The organism is Sulfitobacter pontiacus, assembly GCF_040790665.1.
GTDB classification, from domain to species: domain Bacteria; phylum Pseudomonadota; class Alphaproteobacteria; order Rhodobacterales; family Rhodobacteraceae; genus Sulfitobacter; species Sulfitobacter pontiacus.
This window is the reverse complement of the sequence record NZ_CP160849.1, coordinates 674,425-689,275: the sequence shown is the minus strand read 5'-3', so window position 1 is coordinate 689,275 and position 14,851 is coordinate 674,425. Positions and strand designations below refer to the sequence as shown.

Here is a 14,851-nt window from a genome sequence, read left to right as displayed (position 1 = left end):
TATGTTGCGCTCAGGCGTTATTGCAAAAAAGATGGGCATGACCCGTTTGTTCATGGAAGACGGTAAGCAGATCCCTGTGACCGTTCTTCAGCTCGACAAACTGCAGGTTGTTGCTCAGCGTACCCCCGAGAAGGACGGCTACACAGCTGTTCAGCTTGGTGCAGGTACAGCCAAGGCCAAGCGGACGTCGCAGGCCATGCGTGGTCACTTTGCTGCGGCAAAGGTTGAACCCAAGCGTAAGGTTGCGGAGTTCCGTGTGGACCCCGAAGCCATGTTGAACGTTGGCGAAGAAATCATCGCCGATCACTACTTTGCTGGTCAGTATGTTGACGTTGCAGGCACCTCCATCGGTAAAGGTTTTGCCGGTGCGATGAAACGCCACAACTTTGGCGGTCTGCGTGCGACACACGGTGTTTCGATCTCTCACCGTTCGCACGGTTCGACAGGTCAGTGTCAGGATCCAGGCAAGGTTTTCAAAGGCAAGAAAATGGCCGGTCACATGGGTGCTGCCCGTGTTACCACGCAGAACCTCGAAGTTGTCAAAACTGACAGCGCACGCGGTCTGATCATGGTCAAAGGCGCCGTACCAGGCTCCAAAGGTGGTTGGGTGACTGTTAAGGACGCGGTGAAAAAGCCGTTCCCAGCAGACGCGATCCTGCCGGCCGCTTTGAAATCCGCCGCTGACGAAGCCGCAAAAGCCGCTGAAGAAGCCGCCGCAGCAGCCGCTGCAGAGGCCGAAGCAGAAGCAGCACGCTTGGCAGAAGAGCAAGCAGCGACCGAAGCTGCCGCACTTGCCGAAGCCGAAGCATCCATTGAGTCGGACAAGAAGGAAGGTGACGAATGAAACTTGATGTCATCAAACTCGACGGCGGCGCAGCCGGTTCGGTAGACTTGGACGAGGCCCTGTTCGGTCTTGAGCCACGCGCCGACATTCTGCACCGTGTTGTCCGCTGGCAGCGTAACAACGCGCAGCAGGGTACGCACAAGGTCAAGACACGGTCCGAGGTCAGCTATTCGACCAAGAAGATCTACCGTCAGAAAGGCACCGGCGGCGCACGCCACGGCGCACGTTCTGCACCGATCTTCCGTTCGGGTGGTATCTACAAGGGTCCAACCCCTCGTAGCCACGGCCACGATCTGACCAAGAAGTTCCGCAAACTGGGTCTGCGCCACGCTTTGTCTTCCAAGGCAAAAACCGGCAACCTGGTCATCATCGACGATGCCACATCCGATGGGAAAACAGCTGCTTTGGCCAAACAGGTTAAGAACCTGGGCTGGAAACGCGCGTTGATCATCGACGGTGCCTCGGTAAATGAGAACTTCTTGCAAGCCGCGCGCAACATCGAAGGTCTGGATATCCTGCCGACGATGGGTGCAAACGTCTATGACATCCTCAAGCGTGACACTCTCGTGATCACCAAAGCGGGGATCGAAGCACTGGAGGCCCGTTTGAAATGAGCGCCAAGCACGAACATTACGATGTGATCCGCAAGCCGATCATCACTGAAAAAGCGACAATGGCTTCCGAGCACAATGCAGTCGTTTTCGAAGTTGCGATCGACAGCAACAAGCCAATGATCAAAGAAGCTGTTGAAGCTCTCTTTGGTGTCAAGGTGAAGGCCGTGAACACGACCATCACCAAAGGCAAGGCAAAGCGTTTCCGTGGCCAGATGGGTCGCCGGAAAGACGTGAAAAAGGCTTACGTTACGCTCGAAGAAGGTAACTCCATCGACGTATCCACCGGTCTGTAAGTCAGCCGGGACGTAAAAGTTAAAGGGCCCCTCGCTGCAAGGCGGGGGGCCTTTTCCGTTTTGAGGGCGGTGATGCCTGCATGATACCCGCTGCGCATGTCGCGCGGGAACCTGCCGACCTACGGCGCGTTGACCTTGCACATCACGTCAAAGGAATGGCCCCGCTGAATGGGGGCCGGCTTTGCCCGAAGGGATAGCGCCACAATGTCGATCAACTCCGTCCAGTCCACCCGATCAGAGATACTGTCTGATAATGACCCCGACGATTTCGCCTGGGCCGTGCCGATCATGCGGACGGGGTATGCCGGGCGCGGATTGGTTTACCTTGTCGTGGCCGGGCTGTCGCTATGGTCCGTTGTATCTGGTGGTCAGGCCGAGGGCACCAAGTCGACGCTGCAGTCATTAGACGGCGCGACGGGGTTTGCAGTGATCTTCGCGATCGCCACGGGCATGTTCGCCTATGCGATCTGGCGCGCGGTTGATAGCTTTTGGGACCTTGAGGCATATGGCAGCGGGGCCAAGGGCATCGTCGCGCGTTTCGGGATGCTGGTCACCGGCCTGATCCACGGTGCCATCGGTGCACTGGCCGTGACGGTGCTGGGGGTGGCGTCGTCTGGCTCTAGCAGTAAGGAGCTGCTGAACCAGTTTTTGCAAACGACAGCGGGCGTGTGGGTCGTGGGCGGGATCGGTCTGGCGACGATGGGCACGGGGTTCTACTATTTCTACAAGGCAGCGTCACAGTCGTACCGGGAGCATCTGGAGGCCAACCACTTTACCCTGCATTGGAATCCGCTGTTGCGTATCGGCGTGGCTGCGCAGGGTGTCGTGGTGCTGATCATCGGTGGTTTGATCGCCTATGCCGCGATAAGCGCCAATGCGTCGAGTGCAGGCGGTATCGATGCGGCGTTTGAGTGGTTGCACCAGCAGGCCTACGGGCGCGTGCTGGTCGGGCTGCTCTGTGCCGGATTGCTGATGTTTTCGCTGTTCTGCTTTGTGAATGCGGTCTACCGTATTGTACCGAAGGCTGCCGACCCGTCGGTTGAAAGCGTCGCACGCAAGGTCAAGGCGATGGCGTCTTGAAGGGCGCCGCGTAGGTCTACGTCGGGTTTTCGAGACTATTCCCGAACGCTCCCTTGACCCTCGGCTGATCCTCCCCTAAACGACCCCATCGGCAGTGCCCCGGATTCGTCCGGGGCTGTGTCGTTTTGCGCATTGGTGAGTTCTAGCCAAGCGCGAGGTTGGACAAAGGGGTTCTTTGTCTGGCATTTCAAATTGGGGACCTTCGGGGCCCTACAACCATCTCGGCACCATCACGACGGCGTCGGGGACAAGCAAAACGGAAGACAGAGAACATGGCACTCAAGTCGTACAAACCGACGACGCCAGGCCAGCGTGGGCTGGTACTGATCGACCGTTCGGAGCTTTGGAAAGGCCGCCCGGTCAAATCCCTTACACAGGGTTTGACCAAATCTGGCGGTCGGAACAACACCGGACGGATCACAATGCGTCGCACAGGCGGTGGGGCAAAGCGCCTTTACCGTATCGTCGATTTCAAGCGCAACAAGCTGGACATGTCCGCGGTTGTCGCACGTATCGAATATGACCCTAACCGGACCGCATTCATCGCACTGATCCAGTACGAAGACGGCGAACAGGCTTACATCCTGGCCCCACAGCGTATCGCTGTTGGCGACAAGGTGATTTCCTCGGCCAAGGCCGACATCAAGCCTGGGAACGCTATGCCATTTTCGGGCATGCCAATCGGTACAATCGTTCACAACATCGAAATGAAGCCTGGCAAAGGCGGCCAGATCGCACGCGCCGCCGGTACCTACGCACAGTTCGTAGGCCGTGATGGTGGATACGCTCAGATCCGTTTGTCCTCGGGCGAACTGCGTCTGGTGCGTCAGGAATGCATGGCCACCGTTGGTGCCGTGTCCAACCCTGACAACTCCAACCAGAACTACGGTAAAGCGGGCCGCATGCGTCACAAGGGTATCCGCCCTTCGGTACGTGGTGTTGTTATGAACCCGATCGACCACCCTCACGGTGGTGGTGAAGGCCGTACATCGGGTGGTCGTCACCCTGTTACGCCTTGGGGCAAGCCCACAAAGGGTGCAAAAACCCGCAACAAGAACAAAGCGTCCAGCAAGCTTATCCTACGCTCGCGCCACGCCAAGAAGAAGGGGCGTTAATAGATGTCTCGTTCAGTATGGAAAGGTCCTTTTGTTGACTCTTATGTCCTCAAGAAGGCCGAAGCCTCCCGCGAAAGCGGTCGCAGCGAAGTGATCAAAATCTGGTCGCGCCGTTCCACGATCCTGCCACAGTTTGTTGGCCTGACGTTCGGCGTGTACAACGGTCACAAGCATATCCCAGTAAACGTCAGCGAAGAAATGATCGGTCAGAAGTTTGGTGAGTATTCGCCAACTCGCACCTATTATGGTCACGCAGCTGACAAAAAAGCGAAGCGGAAATAAGCCATGAGCAAGGATAAAAATCCCCGCCGCGTGGCTGACAACGAAGCCCGTGCAAAACTGCGCATGCTTCGCACAAGCCCGCAGAAACTGAACCTCGTCGCCGCGATGATCCGTGGCAAGAAGGTAGACAAGGCCCTGACGGACCTGACCTTCTCGAAAAAGCGGATCGCACAGGACGTGAAGAAGTGCCTTCAGTCCGCCATCGCGAACGGCGAAAACAACCACAACCTTGACGTGGATGAGCTGGTCGTTGCCGAAGCATATGTCGGCAAAAACCTGATCATGAAACGTGGTCGTCCACGTGCGCGTGGCCGTTTCGGCAAGATCATCAAGCCGTTTTCGGAAATCACGATTGTCGTGCGTCAAGTTGAGGAGCAAGCCTGATGGGTAACAAAGTAAATCCGATCGGTATGCGTCTTCAGGTCAACCGCACCTGGGACAGCCGCTGGTACGCCGATACGAAGGACTATGGTGATCTTCTGCTCGAAGACCTCGCCATCCGTGACTTCATCAAGAAAGAATGTGCACAGGCCGGTATCGCCCGTGTGATCATCGAACGCCCACACAAGAAGTGCCGCGTCACGATCCACACAGCGCGCCCCGGTGTGATCATCGGCAAGAAAGGTGCAGACATCGAAGGTCTGCGTCAGAAAATCGCCAAGATCACCAAATCTGACCTGCACCTCAACATCGTTGAAGTGCGCAAGCCAGAGCTGGACGCAGCCCTTGTTGGTGAATCCATCGCACAGCAGCTGGAACGCCGGGTCTCTTTCCGTCGCGCCATGAAGCGTGCGGTACAGAACGCCATGCGTATGGGTGCACTGGGTATCCGTGTGAACGTTGCTGGTCGTCTGGGTGGTGCAGAAATCGCGCGTACCGAATGGTACCGTGAAGGCCGCGTGCCGCTCCACACTCTGCGTGCCGACATCGATTACGCGCATGTTGAAGCGTCGACCGCTTACGGCATCATCGGGATCAAAACCTGGATCTTCAAAGGCGAGATCATGGAACATGACCCGGCTGCGCGTGACCGCAAGGCACAAGAAATGCAAGACGGCCCAGCACCACGCGGTGCCGGCGGTCGTCGCTAAGGGGGAATGAAAGATGCTACAACCAAAGCGTACTAAATTCCGCAAGCAGCACAAAGGCCGTATCAAAGGTGTGGCAAAGGGCGGGTCTGACCTGAACTTTGGCACCTACGGTCTGAAGGCTCTCGAGCCCGAGCGTGTGACTGCACGTCAGATCGAAGCTGCTCGTCGTGCCATGACGCGTCACATGAAGCGTCAAGGTCGTGTCTGGATCCGTATTTTCCCGGATGTACCTGTCACCGCAAAGCCCATCGAAGTTCGTATGGGTAAAGGTAAAGGTTCCGTGGATCGTTGGGTCTGCAAGGTCAAGCCAGGCCGTGTTATGTTCGAAATCGACGGTGTCGCCGAGGACGTTGCACAAGAAGCTCTGCGTCTTGCCGCGATGAAGCTGCCTATCAAAACCCGCGTCGTTGTACGCGAAGATTGGTAAGACCTTCGCTTCGACATCTGTCGGAGAATGAATAGAAAAGCCCCCGCTGAGACATCAGCGGGGGCTTTTGTTTTTGTCGGTCGGTGCGGGGTTTAGGTAAACAGCTTGGCGGGGCGGCGCGCCAGTTTTTGCCAGACCATCGCGATGACAATGGTCATGCCCACGTGCCCCACGAAGGATGACTGCGTGTAGGTGCCAAAACCCATCATGAAGCTACGCCCCATCAGCGGTGCCAAAATACCTTGGGCGACAAACCACAAGATGACTCCGGCCAGGGCACCCGCGCCGAAATAGCCGAGCTGTGTCATCCGCTTGGTCAGATAGACCACCGCTGCAAATCCTAACGCTCCAATCAGGAAGTGGACCGCGAAGGCCGCGCCGTAAGTCAGGTCGAGGCCCAAAAGCTTTTTGCTTAGCCCGATGACCAGGTTCGCGGGTTCTAGCTTGACGCCGAACAGGACGGGAGAGGCGAGCCATGCGTAGGCCTCGAATGTGAGTTCGCCGACCAGACCGGCAAGGGCAAGGGCGGGCAGGGGGATTTGGTTTGGGGTATCCACGTGGGGCTTCCTTATGTGCGCATCGTTTACGGTAACGGGGTCGAGATGGCACCGGGACACATGCAATCCTAGTCATAAGCTGCTGAACCCGCGGTGACGTGATCCAGCCCGCGGTTTTTGAAACATTAATGCATGATGAATAAGCGGCGGCAGGGTCTAGCCAGCGCAAGGCGTGGCGCATAGGCTCGGGCTAACCTGCCTATAGGAGCTGACATGAAACATGTGCCCAAGCCCACCACCGACGAAGACCTGATCAAAGCGTTTCTTGAGAAGGGGGGTACGATCAAAAAGGGCAAGACCAAGCCGATGCCGGATGATCTGGGTCTTAGCAATAATCAGTGGGGCAATAAGCTGACGAAAGAGGAAAAGGCCGCGATCAAAGAGCAAGAGGCGGCGCGCAAGGCAACGCCGCCCAAACGTGGTTAACCCCAGGCGTAGTTGAACGAGACCGAGATGCGATCGTCTTCGGACATGTTCATCGGCACTTCGTGCCGCAGCCAGCTTTCCCAAAGCAGCACGTCACCGACGACGGGTTCTGCATAGACGAACTGGCGCAGCTCCCGCGGGGCGTCTTTCTTGCGACCGGGGGCAGCCATCATCATCGGCAGCCGCGGATCTTCGAGCTTAAGCGCGCTCGTGCCTTCGGGCATCGCCACATAGGTCGTGCCGGAGATCACCGAATGGGGATGGATATGCGCCGTATGGATACCGCCTTCGGGTAGGATGTTAATCCAGAGGTCTTCCAGCTTGAGCTTGCGCCCGTCCAGATCAAACGCCAGTTCCTTTGCAAAGGCTTTGACGTGTTTATCCAGCGCTTTCTTAACGGTCTTGAAGATCGGGAAGCGCCACGGCAGATCGGTGAGCGACGCATAGCTGGTGTAGCCCGGGAAATCATGCTCCTCGCACCATTCCTGCCCGGCCTCGTCATCCTCGGCGATGGACAGGCACGCGGCCTCCAGCTCGGCCGGATCAACGGGTTGACCGTGCTCGGACAGGGCGGCGCGGTAAAGACGGGTGACGAAAAGGGATTCTATCTGTGACATAGGGTCGTTCTATATCAGCCTGTTCTGGGTGGCGATACGGTTTTATAGAAAGCTTGCTTGCCAAACAGGGGTAGGGCCTGTAGAGGAACCTTTCACATGAACTCCACCAGAATCATGGTCACCCATAAGGGGCCTACTGGTGATGTCGAAAGGAAGAGGCGATGAACGCCAAAGAACTGCACGACAAGACGCCGGATCAACTCCGCGATGAGCTTGTAAACCTGAAAAAAGAATCCTTCAACCTGCGTTTCCAGCAAGCCACAGGCCAGCTGGAGAACTCCGCACGTTTGAAGACCGTTAAGCGTGACGTCGCACGTGTCAAAACCGTTCTGAACCAGAAAGCCGCTGCCGCGGCATCTGCTGAATAATAGGAGCCTGAGAGTATGCCCAAACGTATCCTGACAGGCACCGTGACAAGCGATGCCAACGCACAGACAGTAACCGTATCCGTAGAGCGTCGCTTTACGCACCCGGTTCTGAAGAAAACCATTCGTAAGTCCAAAAAATACCGGGCGCACGATGAGAACAACACATTTAAAGTGGGCGACGCTGTTCGCATCATCGAATGTGCACCAAAGTCGAAAACCAAACGTTGGGAAGTGCTGCAAGCCGCTGAGGCTTAAGGTACTGCTCGCTCGGGCCTGAGGTCCTTGTTTCCCTTGACTCTGAGGGCGGCAAGGCCCAAAGGCACTAGCGAGATGCCCATTTCGGGCAGACCAATATAATCGAAACCCTGGGGTTAGGGCACGCATCGCCCCCCAGAAGGTCGGGAGAAACCAAATGATCCAGATGCAGACCAACCTGGATGTTGCTGACAACAGCGGCGCGCGCCGTGTTCAGTGCATCAAGGTATTGGGTGGTTCCAAGCGTAAATACGCATCCGTCGGCGACATCATTGTCGTGTCGGTCAAGGAAGCCATCCCTCGCGGTCGTGTGAAAAAGGGTGACGTGCGTAAAGCCGTCGTCGTTCGCACTGCCAAGGAAGTTCGTCGTGAAGATGGCACAGCCATCCGTTTCGATCGTAACGCCGCCGTCATCCTGAACAACTCGAATGAACCTGTAGGTACACGTATCTTCGGCCCAGTTGTTCGCGAACTGCGCGCCAAAAACTTCATGAAGATTATCTCGCTTGCGCCGGAGGTGCTGTAATGGCTGCTAAACTTCGCAAAGGTGACAAAGTCATCGTGCTTGCTGGCAAGGACAAGGGCAAGACGGGTTCCATCTCGTCCGTTGACCCAAAGGCCAACAAAGCAATCGTAGATGGTATCAACATGGCAATCCGCGCCACGCGTCAGTCCCAGACGTCGCAAGGCGGCCGTATTCCCAAAGCGATGCCCATCGATCTGAGCAACCTGGCGCTGGTTGATGCCAACGGCAAAGCAACCCGCGTTGGCTTTAAAATCGAAGGCGACAAGAAAGTGCGCTTTGCAAAAACCACGGGGGACGTGATCGATGCTTGATAACGCAACATACACACCCCGCCTGAAGGGCGAATACGCGGACAAAATTCGCGCTGCTCTGAAGGAAGAGTTCGGTTACAAGAACGAAATGCAGATCCCGCGTCTGGATAAAATCGTTCTGAACATCGGCTGTGGTGCAGAAGCTGTTCGTGACAGCAAGAAAGCCAAATCCGCACAGGAAGACCTGACAACAATCGCCGGCCAAAAAGCGCTGACAACTGTTGCCAAGAAATCCATCGCTGGTTTCCGCGTACGTGAAGACATGCCTTTGGGTGCGAAAGTAACCCTGCGTGGCGAGCGTATGTACGAATTCCTGGATCGTCTGATCACGATCGCAATGCCTCGTATCCGCGACTTCCGCGGCATCAACGGCAACAGCTTTGACGGCCGTGGCAACTACGCCATGGGCTTGAAAGAGCACATCGTGTTCCCCGAAATCGACTTTGATAAAGTTGATGAGACTTGGGGAATGGACATCGTGATCGCCACCACGGCGAAAACCGACGCTGAAGCGAAGGCACTGTTGAAAGCGTTCAACATGCCCTTCACATCGTAAGCGCGGGGAGGATTTAGATATGGCTAAGAAATCCATGATCGAGCGCGAAAAGAAGCGCGAAGCACTGGTCAAGAAGTACGCTGCCAAGCGCGCTGCCTTGAAAGAGATCGTAAGCGACGAATCCAAGCCGATGGAAGAGCGTTTCCGCGCCTCCCTGAAGCTGGCAAAACTGCCTCGCAACTCCAGCGCTGTGCGTCTGCACAACCGTTGCCAGCTGACAGGCCGTCCACACGCTTACTACCGTAAACTGAAAATTTCGCGGATCGCGCTGCGGGACCTTGGCTCTTCGGGCCAAATCCCCGGCATGGTCAAGTCGAGCTGGTAAGGAGCGCATCAGATGAACGATCCTATCGCAGATATGCTGACACGCATCCGTAACTCTTCGCTGCGCGGCAAATCCACTGTCATGACACCTGCTTCCAAGCTGCGTGCATGGGTTCTGGACGTGCTTGCAGACGAAGGCTACATCCGTGGCTACGAAGCAAAAACGGGCGCCGATGGCCACCCCGCGATTGAAATCAGCCTGAAGTACTACGAGGGCGAACCTGTTATTCGTGAGCTGAAGCGGGTTTCCAAGCCCGGTCGCCGCGTCTACATGGGCGTCAATGACATTCCCGTTGTCCGTCAGGGCCTTGGTGTGTCGATTGTCTCCACCCCCAAGGGTGTGATGTCGGATCAGAATGCACGCAGCCAGAATGTTGGCGGCGAAGTGCTCTGCACCGTATTCTAAGGAGAGCAAAATGTCTCGTATTGGTAAAAAACCGGTCGACCTGCCAAGCGGTGTTACAGCATCCGTGAGCGGCCAGACCATCGAAGTCAAAGGCCCCAAGGGAACACGTTCCTTCAAAGCAACTGACGACGTTACATTGGCTGTCGAAGACAACGTGGTCACCATCACACCACGCGGCAAATCCAAGCGCGCACGCCAGCAGTGGGGCATGAGCCGCACAATGGTAAGCAACCTGGTTGCCGGCGTCACCGAAGGCTTCAAAAAAGAGCTTGAGATCCAGGGTGTTGGTTATCGTGCTGCCATGAACGGCAACACGCTGAAACTGAACCTGGGCCTGTCCCATGATGTTGACTATGTGGCACCTGAAGGTGTGACAGTCACAGCACCGAAACAGACCGAGATTGTGGTAGAAGGCATTGACGAACAGCTTGTTGGTCAGGTCGCTGCGAACATCCGCGCATGGCGTAAGCCCGAGCCCTACAAGGGCAAAGGCATCCGCTATAAGGGTGAGTTCGTCTTCCGCAAAGAAGGCAAGAAGAAGTAAGGATCGCACAGATGGCAAACAGCAAAAGACAACTGTTTCTGAAACGCCGCCTGCGCGTTCGGAACAAACTTCGCCGGGTCAACGCAGGGCGTCTTCGCCTCTCCGTTCACCGCTCGAACAAAAACATCAGCGCCCAGCTGATCGACGACGTAAACGGGGTCACATTGGCTTCCGCGTCCTCGATGGAAAAAGACTTGGGCGTTGTTGGCAAGAACAACATCGAAGCAGCGACCAAGGTTGGTTCGGCAATCGCCGAGCGTGCCAAGAAGGCCGGTGTAAGCGAAGCGTATTTTGACCGTGGCGGTTTCCTGTTCCACGGCAAGATCAAAGCTTTGGCCGATGCAGCCCGTGAAGGCGGTCTGAAAATCTAAGCGAACGTAGGCGGCGCGGGTCTCGCGCCGCCTCGATGATCCGGGGGCTTTGCCCACTTGGATTGACTCTATGACGCGCGCAAGCGCAGCACCAAAAGGATGATGCCGCATGGCAAGAGATGACAACCGGGGTGGCAACCGCCGCAACCAACGCGACGAGACACCCGAATTCGCCGACCGCCTAGTGGCGATCAACCGCGTTTCCAAAACCGTTAAGGGTGGTAAGCGCTTTGGCTTCGCTGCACTTGTCGTTGTTGGCGACCAAAAGGGCCGCGTAGGTTTCGGCAAAGGTAAAGCGAAAGAGGTTCCAGAAGCCATTCGCAAAGCCACCGAGCAAGCTAAGCGCCAAATGATCCGCGTTCAGCTGCGCGAAGGCCGCACTTTGCACCACGACATGGAAGGCCGTCACGGCGCCGGTCGCGTTGTAATGCGCACAGCACCAGAAGGTACCGGGATCATCGCCGGTGGTCCAATGCGTGCCGTATTCGAAATGCTGGGTGTAAAGGACGTTGTATCGAAGTCCATCGGGACCCAGAACCCTTACAACATGATCCGCGCCACCATGGACGGCCTGAAAAAAGAATCTTCGCCACGTGCTGTTGCTCAGCGTCGCGGCAAGAAAGTTGCAGACATTCTGCCCAAGCGTGAGGACAATGTTGAATCGTCCGCACAAGTCGCTGAGGAGGCATAAGCATGGCTAAGACGATCGTAATCAAGCAGGTTGGCTCGCCAATCCGCCGCCCCGCCGACCAGCGCGCTACGTTGATTGGTCTGGGTCTGAACAAAATGCACCGTGTGCGTGAACTGGAAGACACGCCTTCCGTTCGCGGCATGATCCGCAAGATCTCTCACATGGTTGAGATCATCGAAGAAAAAGGCTGAACGCCTAGAAAGCTAGAGACTTTATATTGGTCTTGTTGCTCGGTATCGACGCCCCGTGGGAAACTACGGGGCGTTTTCATTTGTCTCGGGCACCTGGGAGTTGGGGCAGGGCTTGAAACCTTTAGGCCTCCCGTCTATACGCCCCAAGTGGCCACCAGTCCGCCACAAGAATCATGCAACGCCGCGTTTGGCCGCTCCCGTCGCTGGGGGCCACATCCGGCAAAAGGAGAAGCGACATGAAACTTCATGAACTGTCTGACAACGAAGGCGCCACCAAGAAACGCAAGCGCGTAGGCCGTGGTCCTGGTTCCGGCACCGGTAAAATGGGTGGCCGTGGTATCAAAGGTCAGAAATCCCGTTCGGGTGTATCGATCAACGGTTACGAAGGCGGTCAGATGCCCTTGTACCAACGTCTTCCAAAGCGCGGCTTTACCAAGCCAAACCGGAAGTCCTATGCCGTTGTGAACCTGGGCCTGATCCAGAAATTCATCGACGCCAAAAAGATCGACGCCTCCGCTGCGATCACCGAGGACGCCCTGATTTCCTCCGGTCTGGTCCGTCGCAAGTTGGACGGTATCCGCGTTCTGGCCAAAGGCGATTTCAACGCCAAGGTTGATCTGCAGGTATCCGGTGCATCCAAATCCGCGGTTGAAGCCGTAGAAAAAGCGGGCGGCAAACTGACCGTCACAGCACCTGCCGCGGCAAACGCAGACGCGTAACCCGACCTTTTGCCTTGTGAGCGGGACGCGTCCCGCTTACATAGTCAATCGAGTTTTCCCAAATGCCGCCCGCCGGAAAACGGCTTGGGCGGCGTTTTTGCAAAGAAAGAGCCCTATATCATGGTATCAGCCGTCGAAAGCATGGCCGCCAACACCAGTTGGTCCGCGTTGGGCAAGGCGACAGACCTGCGCAACCGGATTCTATTCACTCTGGGGTTGTTGATCGTTTATCGCCTTGGCACGTTCATTCCGGTTCCCGGGATCGACGGCACCGCCCTGCGCCAGTTTATGGAAAGCGCGGGTCAAGGTATCGGCGGCATGGTTTCCATGTTCACCGGCGGCGCACTTGGCCGTATGGGGATCTTTGCCTTGGGTATCATGCCCTACATCTCTGCATCGATCATCGTTCAGCTGATGACCTCGATGGTGCCCGCGCTTGAGCAGCTCAAGAAAGAGGGCGAGCAGGGGCGCAAGAAGATCAACCAATACACCCGCTTCGGTACGGTGGCTCTGGCGACTCTTCAGGCCTATGGCTTGGCTGTCTCCCTTGAGGCTGGTGATATCGCCGCTGATCCGGGCATGTATTTCCGCATCGCTTGTATGATCACGCTGGTCGGTGGCACGATGTTCCTGATGTGGCTGGGTGAGCAGATCACCGCACGCGGCATCGGTAACGGTATCTCGCTGATCATCTTTGTTGGCATCATCGCCGAGGTTCCTGCCGCGATTGCGCAGTTCTTCTCTTCGGGTCGTTCTGGTGCGATCAGCCCCGCGATTATCGTTGGCGTGCTGGTTATGGTTATCGCGACGATCATGTTCGTCGTCTTTATGGAACGCGCCTTGCGCAAGATCCACATCCAGTACCCGCGCCGTCAGGTTGGGCAAAAGATGTACGATGGCGGTTCTTCGCACCTGCCGGTCAAGGTGAACCCCGCCGGTGTTATCCCTGCGATCTTTGCCAGCTCTTTGTTGCTGCTGCCGGTCACGATCAGCACGTTCTCGGGCAATTCTACCGGTCCGGTGATGTCGGTTCTGCTGGCCAACTTCGGCCCCGGCCAGCCGCTGTACCTGCTGTTCTTTGTCGCGATGATCGTCTTCTTTGCGTATTTCTACACGTTCAACGTCAGCTTCAAACCTGACGAGGTTGCGGACAACCTGAAGAACCAGAACGGTTTCGTCCCCGGCATCCGTCCCGGTAAGAAAACCGCCGAGTATCTGGAATATGTCGTGAACCGCATTCTTGTGCTCGGGTCGCTTTACCTCGCAGCGGTTTGTATTCTGCCCGAAATCCTGCGCGGCCAGTTTGCGATCCCGTTCTACTTTGGCGGTACGTCGGTGCTGATTGTTGTGTCCGTGACCATGGACACGATCCAGCAGGTACAAAGCCATCTGCTTGCACATCAGTATGAAGGTCTGCTTGAACGTTCCCAGTTGCGCGGTAAGTCTGGCAAACCACGGAAAAAACGGAGCCCGGTACGTCGATGAACATTATTCTCTTAGGACCACCCGGAGCGGGTAAAGGTACACAAGCGCGTCATCTGGTTGAGACACGCAATATGGTACAGCTTTCCACTGGTGACATGCTGCGTGAAGCCAAAGACAGCGGGACCGAGATGGGCAACATGGTTGCTGATGTCATGGCGCGCGGTGATCTGGTGACCGACGAGATCGTGATCGGCCTGATCCGCGAAAAGCTGGAAGACACCACTGACCACGGCGGTTTCATCTTTGACGGTTTCCCACGCACGCTGGCGCAGGCCACTGCGCTTGGTGAACTGCTGGAAGCGACAGGCAAGCCATTGGATCACGTGATTCAGCTGGGCGTGGATGACGAGGCGCTGGTTGCGCGTATCTCTGGTCGGTCGACCTGCGGCAACTGTGGCGAAGTCTATCACGACGTGACAAAGCCCCAGCCAGCCGACGGTAAGTGCGAGAAATGCGGCGCGTCTGACTTCAAGCGCCGCGCAGACGATAACGAGGAAAGCCTCCGCAATCGTTTGATGGAATACTACAAGAAGACCTCACCGCTGTTGGGCTATTACTACGCCCACAACATGCTCACGCGCGTTGACGGTTTGGCAGACATTAAAGAGGTGCAGGACAGCATCGCCAAGGTTCTGGACGCTTAATCCAACCTTACGACCGATAGGCAACGGCGCGCTTTTCGAAGCGCGCCGTTTTGCTATTGTATGGGGCAGGGTGGGGCGCTTTCGGTTTGAAAGACATATCCATACGGCGTACCG

Annotated in this window: 26 protein-coding genes; 24 read left to right on the top strand and 2 right to left on the bottom strand. The window is 56.5% G+C overall.

Features of this window, described 5'->3' with window-relative positions; all coding sequences use genetic code 11:
• Nucleotide 1: 1 nt before the first annotated feature.
• The 9 genes from rplC (at nucleotide 2) to rplP (ending at nucleotide 5,746) form a co-directional block, all read left to right on the top strand.
• Complete coding sequence (gene rplC, locus AB1495_RS03445; RefSeq protein WP_005849843.1) at nucleotides 2-844, top strand: 50S ribosomal protein L3; 843 nt, start codon at nucleotides 2-4, stop codon at nucleotides 842-844.
• Entirely contained in the window at nucleotides 841-1,458 is a 618-nt protein-coding gene (gene rplD / locus AB1495_RS03440; RefSeq protein ID WP_009825301.1) for a 50S ribosomal protein L4, read from the top strand. The genes rplC and rplD overlap by 4 nt, the downstream gene beginning before the upstream one ends.
• Complete coding sequence (locus tag AB1495_RS03435) at nucleotides 1,455-1,751, top strand: 50S ribosomal protein L23 (protein ID WP_005849839.1); 297 nt, start codon at nucleotides 1,455-1,457, stop codon at nucleotides 1,749-1,751. The genes rplD and AB1495_RS03435 overlap by 4 nt, the downstream gene beginning before the upstream one ends.
• Nucleotides 1,752-1,955: 204 nt before the next feature.
• A complete protein-coding gene (locus AB1495_RS03430; protein ID WP_074634777.1) occupies nucleotides 1,956-2,831 on the top strand; it encodes a DUF1206 domain-containing protein in 876 nt (291 codons plus the stop codon).
• A gap of 272 nt (nucleotides 2,832-3,103) precedes the next feature.
• Nucleotides 3,104-3,946 carry a 50S ribosomal protein L2 gene (gene rplB / locus AB1495_RS03425; protein ID WP_005849835.1) on the top strand — a complete coding sequence of 281 codons (843 nt, stop codon included), beginning with the start codon at nucleotides 3,104-3,106 and terminating at the stop codon, nucleotides 3,944-3,946.
• Between the two features lie 3 nt (nucleotides 3,947-3,949).
• The gene (gene rpsS / locus AB1495_RS03420) at nucleotides 3,950-4,228 is read left to right on the top strand and encodes a 30S ribosomal protein S19 (protein WP_005849833.1); all 279 of its coding nucleotides are present in this window, start codon (nucleotides 3,950-3,952) and stop codon (nucleotides 4,226-4,228) included.
• A 3-nt stretch (nucleotides 4,229-4,231) separates the two neighbouring features.
• Nucleotides 4,232-4,612 carry a 50S ribosomal protein L22 gene (rplV, locus tag AB1495_RS03415; RefSeq protein WP_005849831.1) on the top strand — a complete coding sequence of 127 codons (381 nt, stop codon included), beginning with the start codon at nucleotides 4,232-4,234 and terminating at the stop codon, nucleotides 4,610-4,612.
• Nucleotides 4,612-5,319, top strand: a complete 708-nt coding sequence (rpsC, locus tag AB1495_RS03410) for a 30S ribosomal protein S3 (RefSeq protein WP_005849830.1) — start codon at nucleotides 4,612-4,614, stop codon at nucleotides 5,317-5,319. The genes rplV and rpsC overlap by 1 nt, the downstream gene beginning before the upstream one ends.
• A gap of 13 nt (nucleotides 5,320-5,332) precedes the next feature.
• Nucleotides 5,333-5,746, top strand: a complete 414-nt coding sequence (gene rplP, locus AB1495_RS03405) for a 50S ribosomal protein L16 (protein WP_005849828.1) — start codon at nucleotides 5,333-5,335, stop codon at nucleotides 5,744-5,746.
• A 92-nt stretch (nucleotides 5,747-5,838) separates the two neighbouring features.
• Here the strand turns inward: rplP and AB1495_RS03400 are convergent, their stop codons facing one another.
• Complete coding sequence (locus AB1495_RS03400) at nucleotides 5,839-6,303, bottom strand: hypothetical protein (protein ID WP_074634776.1); 465 nt, start codon at nucleotides 6,301-6,303, stop codon at nucleotides 5,839-5,841.
• 213 nt (nucleotides 6,304-6,516) lie between these two features.
• Between AB1495_RS03400 and AB1495_RS03395 the strand changes: the two genes are divergently transcribed.
• The gene (locus tag AB1495_RS03395; protein WP_005849822.1) at nucleotides 6,517-6,729 is read left to right on the top strand and encodes a hypothetical protein; all 213 of its coding nucleotides are present in this window, start codon (nucleotides 6,517-6,519) and stop codon (nucleotides 6,727-6,729) included.
• Here the strand turns inward: AB1495_RS03395 and AB1495_RS03390 are convergent.
• Nucleotides 6,726-7,346: a TIGR02466 family protein gene (locus tag AB1495_RS03390; protein WP_009825297.1), complete on the bottom strand. Its 621-nt coding sequence runs from the start codon at nucleotides 7,344-7,346 to the stop codon at nucleotides 6,726-6,728. The two genes, AB1495_RS03395 and AB1495_RS03390, sit on opposite strands and share 4 nt — an antisense overlap.
• Nucleotides 7,347-7,507: 161 nt before the next feature.
• Between AB1495_RS03390 and rpmC the strand changes: the two genes are divergently transcribed.
• The 14 genes from rpmC to AB1495_RS03320 all read left to right on the top strand — a co-directional run bounded on the left by rpmC (nucleotide 7,508) and on the right by AB1495_RS03320 (nucleotide 14,737).
• A complete protein-coding gene (rpmC, locus tag AB1495_RS03385) occupies nucleotides 7,508-7,714 on the top strand; it encodes a 50S ribosomal protein L29 (protein ID WP_005849818.1) in 207 nt (68 codons plus the stop codon).
• 15 nt (nucleotides 7,715-7,729) lie between these two features.
• Nucleotides 7,730-7,969, top strand: coding sequence for a 30S ribosomal protein S17 (gene rpsQ, locus AB1495_RS03380; RefSeq protein ID WP_005849816.1), 240 nt, complete (start codon nucleotides 7,730-7,732; stop codon nucleotides 7,967-7,969).
• Between the two features lie 157 nt (nucleotides 7,970-8,126).
• Entirely contained in the window at nucleotides 8,127-8,495 is a 369-nt protein-coding gene (gene rplN / locus AB1495_RS03375) for a 50S ribosomal protein L14 (protein ID WP_005849814.1), read from the top strand.
• Nucleotides 8,495-8,806, top strand: coding sequence for a 50S ribosomal protein L24 (rplX, locus tag AB1495_RS03370; protein WP_005849812.1), 312 nt, complete (start codon nucleotides 8,495-8,497; stop codon nucleotides 8,804-8,806). Before rplN ends, rplX begins: the two co-directional genes overlap by 1 nt.
• On the top strand, nucleotides 8,799-9,362 hold the full coding sequence (gene rplE, locus AB1495_RS03365) for a 50S ribosomal protein L5 (protein WP_005849810.1): 564 nt from the start codon (nucleotides 8,799-8,801) through the stop codon (nucleotides 9,360-9,362). Before rplX ends, rplE begins: the two co-directional genes overlap by 8 nt.
• A gap of 19 nt (nucleotides 9,363-9,381) precedes the next feature.
• Nucleotides 9,382-9,687, top strand: a complete 306-nt coding sequence (gene rpsN, locus AB1495_RS03360) for a 30S ribosomal protein S14 (RefSeq protein ID WP_005849808.1) — start codon at nucleotides 9,382-9,384, stop codon at nucleotides 9,685-9,687.
• 12 nt (nucleotides 9,688-9,699) lie between these two features.
• Entirely contained in the window at nucleotides 9,700-10,092 is a 393-nt protein-coding gene (rpsH, locus tag AB1495_RS03355; protein ID WP_005849806.1) for a 30S ribosomal protein S8, read from the top strand.
• Between the two features lie 10 nt (nucleotides 10,093-10,102).
• Entirely contained in the window at nucleotides 10,103-10,636 is a 534-nt protein-coding gene (rplF, locus tag AB1495_RS03350) for a 50S ribosomal protein L6 (protein WP_005849804.1), read from the top strand.
• Between the two features lie 11 nt (nucleotides 10,637-10,647).
• Nucleotides 10,648-11,007, top strand: coding sequence for a 50S ribosomal protein L18 (gene rplR, locus AB1495_RS03345; protein ID WP_005849801.1), 360 nt, complete (start codon nucleotides 10,648-10,650; stop codon nucleotides 11,005-11,007).
• A gap of 109 nt (nucleotides 11,008-11,116) precedes the next feature.
• Nucleotides 11,117-11,698: a 30S ribosomal protein S5 gene (rpsE, locus tag AB1495_RS03340; RefSeq protein WP_005849799.1), complete on the top strand. Its 582-nt coding sequence runs from the start codon at nucleotides 11,117-11,119 to the stop codon at nucleotides 11,696-11,698.
• Nucleotides 11,699-11,700: 2 nt separating this feature from the next.
• Nucleotides 11,701-11,889 carry a 50S ribosomal protein L30 gene (rpmD, locus tag AB1495_RS03335; RefSeq protein ID WP_005849797.1) on the top strand — a complete coding sequence of 63 codons (189 nt, stop codon included), beginning with the start codon at nucleotides 11,701-11,703 and terminating at the stop codon, nucleotides 11,887-11,889.
• 236 nt (nucleotides 11,890-12,125) lie between these two features.
• A complete protein-coding gene (gene rplO / locus AB1495_RS03330) occupies nucleotides 12,126-12,608 on the top strand; it encodes a 50S ribosomal protein L15 (protein ID WP_009825296.1) in 483 nt (160 codons plus the stop codon).
• 120 nt (nucleotides 12,609-12,728) lie between these two features.
• A complete protein-coding gene (gene secY / locus AB1495_RS03325) occupies nucleotides 12,729-14,093 on the top strand; it encodes a preprotein translocase subunit SecY (RefSeq protein ID WP_037945112.1) in 1,365 nt (454 codons plus the stop codon).
• Nucleotides 14,090-14,737 carry an adenylate kinase gene (locus tag AB1495_RS03320; protein WP_037965940.1) on the top strand — a complete coding sequence of 216 codons (648 nt, stop codon included), beginning with the start codon at nucleotides 14,090-14,092 and terminating at the stop codon, nucleotides 14,735-14,737. The genes secY and AB1495_RS03320 overlap by 4 nt, the downstream gene beginning before the upstream one ends.
• The last annotated feature ends 114 nt before the right edge of the window (nucleotides 14,738-14,851 follow it).

Coding starts and splice junctions, on each gene's coding strand:
- rplX (WP_005849812.1), top strand. CDS start 8,495: ATGGCTGCTAAACTTCGCAAAGGTGACAAAGTCATCGTGCTTGCTGGC.
- AB1495_RS03435 (WP_005849839.1), top strand. CDS start 1,455: ATGAGCGCCAAGCACGAACATTACGATGTGATCCGCAAGCCGATCATC.
- rplR (WP_005849801.1), top strand. CDS start 10,648: ATGGCAAACAGCAAAAGACAACTGTTTCTGAAACGCCGCCTGCGCGTT.
- rpsC (WP_005849830.1), top strand. CDS start 4,612: ATGGGTAACAAAGTAAATCCGATCGGTATGCGTCTTCAGGTCAACCGC.
- rplV (WP_005849831.1), top strand. CDS start 4,232: ATGAGCAAGGATAAAAATCCCCGCCGCGTGGCTGACAACGAAGCCCGT.
- rplN (WP_005849814.1), top strand. CDS start 8,127: ATGATCCAGATGCAGACCAACCTGGATGTTGCTGACAACAGCGGCGCG.
- rpmD (WP_005849797.1), top strand. CDS start 11,701: ATGGCTAAGACGATCGTAATCAAGCAGGTTGGCTCGCCAATCCGCCGC.
- AB1495_RS03320 (WP_037965940.1), top strand. CDS start 14,090: ATGAACATTATTCTCTTAGGACCACCCGGAGCGGGTAAAGGTACACAA.
- secY (WP_037945112.1), top strand. CDS start 12,729: ATGGTATCAGCCGTCGAAAGCATGGCCGCCAACACCAGTTGGTCCGCG.
- rpsH (WP_005849806.1), top strand. CDS start 9,700: ATGAACGATCCTATCGCAGATATGCTGACACGCATCCGTAACTCTTCG.
- AB1495_RS03430 (WP_074634777.1), top strand. CDS start 1,956: ATGTCGATCAACTCCGTCCAGTCCACCCGATCAGAGATACTGTCTGAT.
- rpsN (WP_005849808.1), top strand. CDS start 9,382: ATGGCTAAGAAATCCATGATCGAGCGCGAAAAGAAGCGCGAAGCACTG.
- rplB (WP_005849835.1), top strand. CDS start 3,104: ATGGCACTCAAGTCGTACAAACCGACGACGCCAGGCCAGCGTGGGCTG.
- rpsS (WP_005849833.1), top strand. CDS start 3,950: ATGTCTCGTTCAGTATGGAAAGGTCCTTTTGTTGACTCTTATGTCCTC.
- rpsE (WP_005849799.1), top strand. CDS start 11,117: ATGGCAAGAGATGACAACCGGGGTGGCAACCGCCGCAACCAACGCGAC.
- rplP (WP_005849828.1), top strand. CDS start 5,333: ATGCTACAACCAAAGCGTACTAAATTCCGCAAGCAGCACAAAGGCCGT.
- rpsQ (WP_005849816.1), top strand. CDS start 7,730: ATGCCCAAACGTATCCTGACAGGCACCGTGACAAGCGATGCCAACGCA.
- rplC (WP_005849843.1), top strand. CDS start 2: ATGTTGCGCTCAGGCGTTATTGCAAAAAAGATGGGCATGACCCGTTTG.
- rplO (WP_009825296.1), top strand. CDS start 12,126: ATGAAACTTCATGAACTGTCTGACAACGAAGGCGCCACCAAGAAACGC.
- rplD (WP_009825301.1), top strand. CDS start 841: ATGAAACTTGATGTCATCAAACTCGACGGCGGCGCAGCCGGTTCGGTA.
- AB1495_RS03390 (WP_009825297.1), bottom strand. CDS start 7,346: ATGTCACAGATAGAATCCCTTTTCGTCACCCGTCTTTACCGCGCCGCC.
- rplE (WP_005849810.1), top strand. CDS start 8,799: ATGCTTGATAACGCAACATACACACCCCGCCTGAAGGGCGAATACGCG.
- rplF (WP_005849804.1), top strand. CDS start 10,103: ATGTCTCGTATTGGTAAAAAACCGGTCGACCTGCCAAGCGGTGTTACA.
- rpmC (WP_005849818.1), top strand. CDS start 7,508: ATGAACGCCAAAGAACTGCACGACAAGACGCCGGATCAACTCCGCGAT.
- AB1495_RS03395 (WP_005849822.1), top strand. CDS start 6,517: ATGAAACATGTGCCCAAGCCCACCACCGACGAAGACCTGATCAAAGCG.